Consider the following 10,829-nt stretch of genomic DNA (forward strand, 5'->3'; position numbering starts at 1 on the left):
TAGCGTGCTGATATGGCTCAGTTGGTAGAGCGCACCCTTGGTAAGGGTGAGGTCCCCAGTTCGACTCTGGGTATCAGCACCACTTTTTAGGTTAAAGTTCGGCAGATTAGAAAAGAATTTGTCTGGCGGCAGTAGCGCGGTGGTCCCACCTGACCCCATGCCGAACTCAGAAGTGAAACGCCGTAGCGCCGATGGTAGTGTGGGGTCTCCCCATGCGAGAGTAGGGAACTGCCAGACATCAAATAAAACAAAAGGCTCAGTCGGAAGACTGGGCCTTTTGTTTTATCTGTTGTTTGTCGGTGAACACTCTCCCGAGTAGGACAAATCCGCCGGGAGCGGATTTGAACGTTGCGAAGCAACGGCCCGGAGGGTGGCGGGCAGGACGCCCGCCATAAACTGCCAGACATCAAATCAAGCGAAAGGCCATCCGAAAGGATGGCCTTTTTGCTTTTCGAACTAACATTCAATTAATGGATTACCTGCGATAAAAATGCCCTCGTACGCTCTGATTTAGGATGCGCAAAAAATTCATCAGGTGTAGCTTGTTCCACTATCTCCCCACGATCCATAAAAATTACCCGGTCAGCGACGGTACGTGCAAACCCCATCTCATGTGTTACACACAACATTGTCATACCCGACTGCGCCAGCCCAATCATCGTATCCAGCACCTCTTTCACCATCTCCGGATCGAGCGCCGACGTTGGTTCATCAAACAACATAATTTTCGGCTTCATACACAGCGAACGCGCAATGGCAACGCGTTGCTGCTGACCACCTGAAATCTGTCCGGGAAACTTATGCGCATGTTCGGCAATTCTCACCCGCTCAAGGTAATGCATCGCCAGAGCTTCAGCCTCTTTCTTAGGCATCTTGCGTACCCAAATCGGTGCCAGGGTACAGTTCTGTAAAACGGTCAGATGAGGGAAGAGATTGAAATGCTGAAATACCATTCCCACTTCCTGCCTGACGCGCTCAATATTGCGGATATCTTCATTAAGTTCGATGCCATCTACGACAATCCGTCCCTGTTGATGTTCTTCCAGATGATTAATACAACGAATGGTTGTCGATTTACCGGAACCAGAAGGGCCACACAGAACGATCCGTTCTCCCGGTTGCACGGTTAAATTTATATTTTTCAAAACATGGAATTGTCCATACCATTTATGGACGTTTTCCAGCGTAATCATCGCGTTAGCAGGTTGCAGTAAAATTTGGCTCATAGTGTCCTCAATGCGGTGTACGCCCGGTGTTAAAACGTTTTTCCAGATGTTGGCTATAACGTGACATGCTGAAACAAAAGATCCAGTAGATCAGCGCGGCGAAAACATACCCTTCTGTCGACATACCCAACTAGGCGGGATCAACGGTTGCCTGCTGAACGCTACTGAAAAGATCGAACAAGCCGATGATGATCACCAGGCTGGTATCTTTGAAGAGTGCGATGATGGTATTTACCAGCCCAGGAATTACCAGCTTCAACGCCTGTGGCAGAATAACCAGCCCCTGAGTTTTCCAGTAACCCAACGCCAGCGACTCTGCCGCTTCATATTGCCCTTTAGGCAGCGCCTGTAATCCACCTCGCACGACTTCCGCAACATATGCTGACTGAAACAGGATCACGCCAACCAGCGCGCGGATCAGTTTGTCGATACTGGTGCCTTCTGCCATAAACAACGGCAGCATGACCGAAGACATAAACAATACGGTAATCAGCGGTACGCCGCGCCAGAACTCGATAAAAATGACCGATAAGATACGCACAATCGGCATATGGGAGCGGCGACCTAATGCCAGTAAGATCCCCCACGGTAGCGCCCCCGCAATCCCAACGGATGCAATAATTAAAGTTAGCGTCAGCCCGCCCCATTGCCGGGTTTCAACCCGCTCAAGACCAAAAAAACCGCCATACATCAGCCACCAGACAATCAGTGGGTAAATCACCGCCCAGGCCGCAATATAGCGACCGCGATGCGGGAGTATTTTCCAGAACATTGGTGCGATCGATACAAGCCCAATCAGTAATGCGAGGTTAATTCGCCAGCGTTGGTCGTGTGGGTAAAGCCCATACATAAACTGACCAAATCGTTTGTGAATGAAGACCCAACAGGCACCGGCTTTTGTGCAGTCAGCACGCGTTGAGCCAACCCAATTAGCCTGCAAAAATGCCCAGTTCAGCAACGGTGGGATCAGTTCCCACATCAACCATATGCAGCCAATAGTCAGCAGGCTATTGCTCCAGCTGGAGAACAGATTTTTTCGCACCCACACCATCGCGCGGCTTGAGTTATGGCTCGCCGGGCGCGAGGGCTGAGACAGCAATACTTTTGTCATCATGACTCCTTAGCGTTCAACGATCGCGATGCGGCGGTTATAGATATTCATCAGCAGCGAGATAGTCAGGCTGATAATCAGATAGACCGACATGGTCATGGCTATCGTCTCGATGGCTTGCCCCGTCTGGTTCAGCACGGTGCCAGCAAACAGCGAAACCATATCGGGATAGCCAATAGCGGCGGCAAGAGAGGAGTTTTGACGATGTTGAGATACTGGCTGGTTAACGGCGGAATAATTACTCGCAGTGCCTGGGGAATAATGACCTGGCGTAGCGTAACCGGGTTGGGTAACCCCAGTGACCGAGCCGCTTCATGTTGACCATAAGGCACTGCCTGGATCCCAGCGCGGATAATCTCGGCGATAAATGCAGAGGTATAAACCGAAAGTGCCAGCGTTAAGGCTGCCAGTTCAGGAATTAAAACCATTCCGCCGCGGAAGTTAAAGCCTTGTAGGGCTGGGACATCCCAGTGTAGTGCTGCGCCAAAAAGCCATTGCGCCAGTAAAGGCAAACCAATGATCAACACTGCGGCGATCGGCCAGGAGCGGCGCAGTTGTCCGGTCTTTATCTGGTATGTTTTATTAAAGCGGAATAGCCCAACAGAAAGGACTATAGCCATAACAACAGCCAGGATAAACGCAATAAATCCGTCTCCCAGCTGCGGTGACGGAATATAAAGCCCACGATTGCTCAAAAAGGCCAGATCAAACGCGCTCACAGCTTGGCGTGGTCCGGGCAAATTGCGCAACACGGCAAAGTACCAGAAGAAGATTTGCAATATTACGGAAGATCTCAATATAAATTGTGGAAAGCTTTCGTAACAGCCAGTTATCCGAAAGTCTCGCCAGACCGATAAAGAAGCCCAAAACAGAAGCGAACACAATACACAATACAGAAACCAGTAGCGTATTGAGTAAGCCGACAATAAAAACGCGTCCGTAGGTGTCGCCCTGCTGGTAATCGATCAAATGCTGGACAATACCGAAGCCAGCGCCGCGATCCAGAAAGGCAAAACCTGAAGTAATGCCACGATTATTGAGATTCGTTACAGTGTTTTGAAATAACCAACCAACAATGCCGACAACAGCAACAACGGCAAGGATCTGGAATAACCAGGCACGAACCGTAGGGTTGGCAAAGGAGAGTGAGCCTTTAACGGTTGAGCGGCGATGAGACATAGAAACCTCGGAAAGCATAACGCTGAAGAGAGCGCCGCCGTAGCGACGCTCGTTACCTCACACCGACTTAACGCACGGGCGGCGCGTACTGAATACCGCCGTTATTCCAGAGATTATTTTGCCCACGTTTAATTTTCAGCGGGCTTTCTGAACCTACGTTACGCTCAAAAATTTCCGAGTAGTTACCCACCTGTTTGATGATGTTATAGGCCCATTTATTATCCAACTTCAGATCCTTGCCGTAATCGCCTTCTTTACCCAACAGATGTGCCATATCAGGCGTTGCTGGATTAGCCGCTTTTTCATCGACGTTCTGGGAATTGATGCCCATCTCTTCAGCATTTAGCATGGCGAAAAGCGTCCAGCGTACAATCGAGAACCATTCATCATCGCCACGACGAACTACCGGCCCAAGCGGTTCTTTAGAGATAACCTCCGGTAAGACAATCCATTCAGCCGGGTTGCTTAATTTGATGCGCAAGGCATACAGTTGCGACTGATCCGAAGCCAGCGTATCGCAGCGACCAGATTCCAGTGCCTTCGCTGATTCGTCAGAGCGATCGAAAGTCACTGGTGTGTACTTCATATTGTTTGCCTTGAAATAGTCGGCGACGTTGAGTTCGGTATCAGTACCCGCCTGAATACAGACGGTAGCGCCATCCAGTTCTTTCGCGCTTTTTAGCCCCGCTTTATCGTGCGTCAGGAAGCCAATGCCGTCGTAATAAGTGACGCCGGTAAATGCCATTCCCATCCCGGCATCGCGAGATGAAGTCCAGGTCGTATTACGGGAGAGCAAATCCACTTCCCCTGACTGTAAAGCGGTGAAGCGTTCTTTTGCTGTGAGTGGGGTATATTTCACTTTCGTGTCGTCACCAAATACAGCAGCGGCAACACCACGACAAACATCAACATCAATACCTGAAAACTTACCGTCTGCATCGGCATAAGAGAACCTAGGTAATCCATCACTGATCCCGCATTGCACAAAACCTTTTTTCTGAACGGCATCAAGCGTCGCGCCAGCATGCGCCTGATTTGCAACGGCAAGCAGCACGCTGGCGGCAGCCAGTGTGGCTATCATCATCTTTTTCATAATGCTTCCTGTGAGGCGAAAATTATCGTTATAGGACGTTTGGGAAACGTCTTTTACTTGTCTGTGGCCATCCTCTTATAAGCAAAAGTAGTGCCAGCTTTTGCGCACGATTTCGCGTCGCAATAAGCTGAGTGTAGACAGGAAATAATAAAAACAGCGCCCCGCAATGGTGCGAAAATGAAACATGCGCCACATTTTGGCGCAAAATATTTACGCGTGTTTTACTAAGCAGAATAATGATTGTTAGCGTGAGTATATTTCTGGTGGGAAGTGTGAAAGTTAAATTGATGCGTTATTTCGAAAGCAGCGAAATAACGCGATATAACATGCTAAATCAGCAGAGAATTAGCCAGCAGAATATAGCAATATTTTATCTTATGTAAAGATACTGTATCGTTAAACAGAGCGCGAAACTCCGCGCCCTGTTCAGTTATTTCGACAGAGCGATGATCCCCATCGTCAGGCCAGCAATAGCCCCAGCCGTTTTCCAGTTATCCTGAGTCGTGCCTTTCATACAGGTATTGGTGTGAACCAGACGACCCTGATCGTCATAAACCGGAACGCAGGGCGAATCGTGAGCACAGCCCGCCAGCAATGCGGTGAGCAATGCCACAGGAATTAATCTTTTCATGGTGTTACCTCAGTAATAAACGCTAACGCTTAATAAGTTAACTCTCTTATTAACGAGCTGAATGCCATTTTATCACCGGAGGTTATAAATCTTGCGGAATGAATAATGACAAATTATGTGAATTGTAAAAATAGTGAAGGGAGCGGGAACTATAGAAAGCTTTTAAAGAGTGAGCAGAAGAATATCTTATTAATTTTTATGGGTTTCACTGGAAATAATAAAGGCACCCGAAAGCGCCTTTATGTTTCTGATTTATCCTTTAAAGCAACGGCGAATCACCACAAAGAACACCGGTACGAAGAAGATTGCCAGCAACGTTGCAGAGACCATTCCTCCCATTACCCCGATACCCACAGCGTTCTGCGCGCCACTGCCGGCACCGTTACTGATAGCTAGCGGTAATACGCCGAGAATAAAGGCGAGAGAGGTCATCAGGATAGGACGCAGACGCATACGTACTGCCATCAGTGTCGCTTCAACAACACCTTTACCCTCTTTCTCCATGAGATCTTTAGCGAACTCAACAATCAAAATAGCGTTTTTGGCCGACAAGCCAATTGTCGTTAGCAAGCCCACCATAAAGTAGACGTCATTTTTTTGATTAAAGAGTGTCGCCGCCAGCAGCACGCCGACAATCCCTAACGGCACGACCAACATAACCGAGACAGGAATTGACCAGCTTTCATAGAGTGCAGCAAGGCACAGGAAAACAACCACAAAGGAAATTGCTACCAGAGCGGGAGCCTGGTTTCCCGATAAGCGTTCCTGATACGACATACCCGTCCAGTCATAACCAATGCCCGCAGGTAATTTTGACGCAAGGTTTTCCATCAACGCCATGGCATCGCCGGAACTGGTTCCTGGCGCGGCTTCCCCCTGAATCTCCATTGACGGCAGACCGTTGTAGCGTTCCAGTCGCGGAGAGCCATACACCCAATGTGAAGTGGTAAAGGCAGAGAATGGCACCATTTCGCCGTTGGCGCTGCGGACATAAAGTTTATCGACATCTTCTGGCAGCATACGGAATTTGGCATCCGCCTGAACATACACCTTTTTCACGCGACCACGGTCGATGAAGTCGTTAACGTAAGTCCCACCCAACGCCGTTGAAATGGTCTGATTGATGTCAGAAAGTGAAACACCTAATGCCGCGCCTTTTCCTGGTCAACTTCCAGTTTAAACTGCGCGGTGTCTTCCAGGCCATTAGGACGCACGCTGACTAAGCTGGCAGGATGTTGCGCCGCCATACCAAGCAACTGGTTACGGGCCTGGGTTAGGGCATCGTGACCCAGCCCAGCCTGATCAATTAACTCAAAGTCGAAACCCGTTGCCGTGCCCAGTTCAACAATGGCTGGCATATTGAATGGAATGACAAAACCGTCGCGGATCTTGCCCAATTCCATTTTGGCACGATGGATTACCGCTTCCGCACTGTTTTCATCACCATCACGCTCTTCCCACGGTTTCAGACTGACGAAGGCCATACCGGCGTTTTGTGCCTGGCCGCTGAAGCTAAAGCCGTTAACCGTAAAGACACTTTCAACGTTCGCTTTCTCGTTCTTCAGATAGTAATCCGTCACTTGATCCAACACTTTTTGCGTCCGCTCTTGCGTCGCGCCAGCGGGTAACTGAATCATGGTCAGAAAGACACCCTGATCCTCTTCAGGTAAGAAGGAAGACGTAAAAACAACACCACCATTCCTGCAACAATCAGCGCATAGATCAGTAAATATCGTCCTGTGGAACCGAGGATTTTGCCGACGCTGTTGGTGTAGTGGTTAACGCTATGATCGAAGGTGGTATTAAACCAGCCGAAGAAACCGCCCTTATTTTCGTGATGCTCAGCAGAGACGGGTTTAAGCAGCGTTGCACATAACGCAGGGGTAAGAATCAATGCCACCAGAACAGAAAGTGCCATTGCCGAAACGATGGTGATAGAGAACTGGCGATAAATTGCCCCAGTAGAACCGCCGAAGAATGCCATCGGAATAAATACCGCTGACAGCACCATCGCGATACCCACCAGTGCGCCCTGAATTTGCGACATCGATTTTTCCGTCGCTTCTTTTGGCGGGAGCTTATCCTCCATCATCACGCGCTCGACGTTCTCCACCACCACTATCGCATCATCGACGAGCAGCCCGATGGCAAGCACCATCCCGAACATCGTTAGTGTGTTGATGGAGTAACCAAAAGCGGCGAGGATGGCAAACGTCCCTAACAACACCACGGGTACCGCAATGGTGGGGATCAGCGTTGCTCGCATATTCTGCAAGAACAGATACATCACCAGGAACACCAGCATAATGGCTTCGAACAGCGTTTTTACCACTTCGTGAATAGAAAGCTGGACGAATGGCGTGGTGTCATAAGGGTAGAGAACCTTCATTCCCTGCGGGAAGAATGGCTGTAATTCCGCCAGTTTTGCCTTAATGGCTTTCGCGGTATCGAGAGCATTCGCGCCGGTTGCCAGCTTAATCCCCAGGCCCGCCGCCGGTTTTCCGTTGATACGAGCGATAACGTTATAGTTTTCACCGCCAAGTTCAACCCGTGCGACATCTTTCAGGCGTACCACCGAGCCGTCACTGTTTACGCGCAGGGTCACTTTGCCGAATTCTTCCGGATTTTTTAACCGCGTTTGAGCAATAATCGAGGCATTCAACTGTTGCCCTGGTAACGCTGGCGTTCCGCCCAACTGTCCGGCAGCGATCTGATCGTTCTGTACCTTCAACTGGTTAATCACATCAACCGGTGTCAGTTTATATTTGTTTAGCAGATCGGCGTCCAGCCAGATACGCATCGCATACTGTGCGCCGAAAAGCTGTACGTCACCGACGCCATTCAGACGGCTAAGCGTATCTTTAACGTTAGAGGCCACATAGTCCGAGATATCGTCCTGTGTGGTGTCTGGGTTATCAGAGACAAAGCCCGCCACCATCAAATAGCTGCTACTGGACTTTTCAACACTGATCCCCTGCTGCTGAACCTCCTGCGGCAGCAACGGCGTGGCGAGCTGGAGTTTGTTCTGCACCTGCACTTGCGCGATATCAGGATCGGTCCCGGACTGGAAGGTAAGGGTAATTGTCACGCTACCGGCGGAATCGCTGGTGGAGGACATATACATCAGGTTATCGATACCATTCATATTCTGTTCGATAACCTGCGTCACCGTATCCTGCACGGTCTGCGCATCAGCACCTGGATAGTTTGCCGAAACAGAAACCGCAGGCGGTGCAATGGTTGGATACAGAGCGACGGGCAATTGTAGGATCGCCAGTGCGCCCGCCATCATCAGAATAATGGCCAGCACCCATGCAAATATCGGTCGTCGAATAAAAAAGTTTGCCATGTCAGATTACCTTACTTCGATGCAGTATCTGCGGGGGTATCGGTAGTGGCTTTAACCTGCTCTCCCGGACGCGCTTTTTGCAGGCCGCTGACAATGACTTGATCGCCAGATTTCAGACCTTCGCTAATCAACTATTTATCGCCAATCGCCTGACTGGCAACGACAGGGCGCGCTTCCACCTGACTTTTATCGTTAACAATCAGCACGGTTGCATCACCACGCGGTGTGCGGCTAACGCCTTGTTGCGGGATAAGAATGGCGTCAGGTTGGACGCCTTCATCAATCCGTGCACGCACAAACATACCCGGCAAAAGCGTATGTTGCGGGTTAGGGAAGACAGCACGTAGGGTTATGGAGCCGGTGCTTTCATCAACGGTCACATCAGAGAATTGCAGCGTACCTTTCAGGGGATAGGTTTGACCGTTTTCCATGACCAACTCTACGTTGCTGGTGGCGTTTTCCTTATGCAAATTTCCTTGCTCTACGGATTGCTTCAGCCTCATAAAATCGTTGCTGGATTGGGTCACATCAACGTAGATAGGATCGAGCTGCTGGACAGTCGCCAGTTCAGTCGTTTGCCCATTAGTGACAAGAGCGCCTTCGGTCACGGTCGATTTGCCGATACGTCCGCTAATTGGCGCAGTCACTTTGGTATAAGCGAGATTGATGCGAGCGCTTTCGACTGTGGCTTTTGCGGCAATCACGGCGGCATCGGCCTGGCGAGCATCAGCAATGGCCTGGTCGTACTCCTGCTGGCTGATGTATTTCGTACCCACGAGCGGAACGTAACGTTTTACCGTCAAATGCGCGATGGCGGCGGCGGCTTCACTTTTCGCCAGTTCGCCTTTCGCGCTGTCATAATTTGCCTGATAGGTCGCGGGATCGATCTGGTATAGGGACTGGCCTGCTTGTACATCGCTGCCTTCAGTGAAATTACGATTCAGTACGATCCCGCTAACCTGTGGGCGAACTTCGGCTATACGGTAAGCATTGGTGCGGCCTGGTAATTCAGTCTTAACTTCTAACGGGGCCATTTTCACAATATGAACGGTAACCTGCGGTTCACCGACGTGAGCTTTCTCTTCTCCCTTATCGTTACAACCGGCGATTAAAGCCGCGGAGATCAGAATAAAGGAGGGCAGGAGGAAAAACCTGGCATGTTTCGTCATTACTATTCCTCAAAAAACCAAAAGCGCGTTATTTACCCAGAAAGGCAACGCGTTAACTCGCAGAAAGAAAAATACAGTTTGCTATCCTACAAATTATCATTCGTCGATGTAAGGAATAGTTATGAATACTGGCGTCTCAAGGCACATAAACACAAAAAAAGATTAATATTCTACTGTTTTATTTTGACGCGGGTTGAAAGAGGCAGAATTAAAACCTCGTAAATTGAAATATATATTCATGTGGCGAATGTATTTTAGGTAAATAATATATATTATTTATTTGACGATTTATAGCAACTCAATGTTACCCTCTCGTATAAATACACATTAGATGATAGATTAACCTTCGCTATTTTCTCACCCTGTGTCGAATATATTTATTTCCTGAATAATTAATCATGGCAAAAAGAACCAAAGCCGAAGCTCTGAAGACCCGGCAAGAACTGATTGAAACTGCCATCGCCCAGTTTGCGCAACATGGCGTAAGCAAGACGACGCTCAACGACATTGCCGATGCCGCTAACGTTACGCGTGGCGCTATCTACTGGCACTTCGAGAACAAGACCCAACTGTTTAATGAGATGTGGTTGCAACAGCCTTCATTGCGGGAGTTAATCCAGGAACACTTGACGGCTGGATTAGAGCATGACCCGTTTCAACAATTGCGTGAAAAATTGATTGTCGGCTTGCAATATATTGCCAAAATTCCCCGCCAGCAGGCGTTGCTGAAAATCTTATATCACAAATGTGAATTTAATGATGGGATGCTGGCCGAGGGAGTGATACGCGAAAAGATGGGCTTTAATCCGCAGACTCTCCGCGAAGTATTGCAGGCGTGTCAGCAACAAGGTTGTGTAGCAAATAACCTCGATTTAGATGTTGTGATGATTATTATTGATGGTGCCTTCAGCGGAATTGTTCAAAACTGGTTAATGAATATGGCGGGTTATGATCTTTATAAACAAGCACCCGCGCTGGTCGATAACGTATTAAGAATGTTCATGCCAGATGAAAACATAACGAAATTAATTCATCAAACGAATGAATTAAGTGTCATGTAAATTCACATTC

The 10,829-nt window shown here is 48.9% G+C and carries 4 protein-coding genes, 1 tRNA gene, 1 rRNA gene and 4 pseudogenes; 3 read left to right on the forward strand and 7 right to left on the reverse strand.

Features of this window, described 5'->3' with window-relative positions; translation table 11 throughout:
- The first annotated feature begins 6 nt into the window (after positions 1-6).
- Positions 7-82, forward strand: a tRNA-Thr gene (locus ACUU1M_RS15970).
- Positions 83-121: 39 nt separating this feature from the next.
- Positions 122-237, forward strand: a 5S ribosomal RNA gene (gene rrf, locus ACUU1M_RS15975).
- Positions 238-467: 230 nt separating this feature from the next.
- Here rrf and ACUU1M_RS15980 read toward each other — a convergent pair.
- The 7 genes and pseudogenes from ACUU1M_RS15980 to acrE form a co-directional block, all read right to left on the reverse strand.
- Positions 468-1,226, reverse strand: coding sequence for an amino acid ABC transporter ATP-binding protein (locus ACUU1M_RS15980; RefSeq protein WP_000078314.1), 759 nt, complete (start codon positions 1,224-1,226; stop codon positions 468-470).
- Positions 1,227-1,233: 7 nt separating this feature from the next.
- Positions 1,234-2,337, reverse strand: a pseudogene (locus ACUU1M_RS15985) (amino acid ABC transporter permease).
- 9 nt (positions 2,338-2,346) lie between these two features.
- A pseudogene (locus tag ACUU1M_RS15990) lies at positions 2,347-3,516 on the reverse strand (amino acid ABC transporter permease).
- Between the two features lie 67 nt (positions 3,517-3,583).
- Entirely contained in the window at positions 3,584-4,609 is a 1,026-nt protein-coding gene (locus ACUU1M_RS15995) for an amino acid ABC transporter substrate-binding protein (RefSeq protein WP_000738593.1), read from the reverse strand.
- 430 nt (positions 4,610-5,039) lie between these two features.
- On the reverse strand, positions 5,040-5,240 hold the full coding sequence (locus ACUU1M_RS16000; RefSeq protein ID WP_000825643.1) for a lipoprotein: 201 nt from the start codon (positions 5,238-5,240) through the stop codon (positions 5,040-5,042).
- A 252-nt stretch (positions 5,241-5,492) separates the two neighbouring features.
- Positions 5,493-8,589 (reverse strand): annotated as a pseudogene (gene acrF / locus ACUU1M_RS16005) (multidrug efflux RND transporter permease subunit AcrF).
- A gap of 11 nt (positions 8,590-8,600) precedes the next feature.
- A pseudogene (acrE, locus tag ACUU1M_RS16010) lies at positions 8,601-9,758 on the reverse strand (multidrug efflux RND transporter periplasmic adaptor subunit AcrE).
- A 398-nt stretch (positions 9,759-10,156) separates the two neighbouring features.
- On the opposite strand from acrE, the gene acrS reads away from it, so the two are divergent.
- Positions 10,157-10,819 carry a multidrug efflux transporter transcriptional repressor AcrS gene (acrS, locus tag ACUU1M_RS16015; RefSeq protein ID WP_001129524.1) on the forward strand — a complete coding sequence of 221 codons (663 nt, stop codon included), beginning with the start codon at positions 10,157-10,159 and terminating at the stop codon, positions 10,817-10,819.
- The last annotated feature ends 10 nt before the right edge of the window (positions 10,820-10,829 follow it).

This window comes from Shigella sp. SIG6 (genome assembly GCF_053555815.1).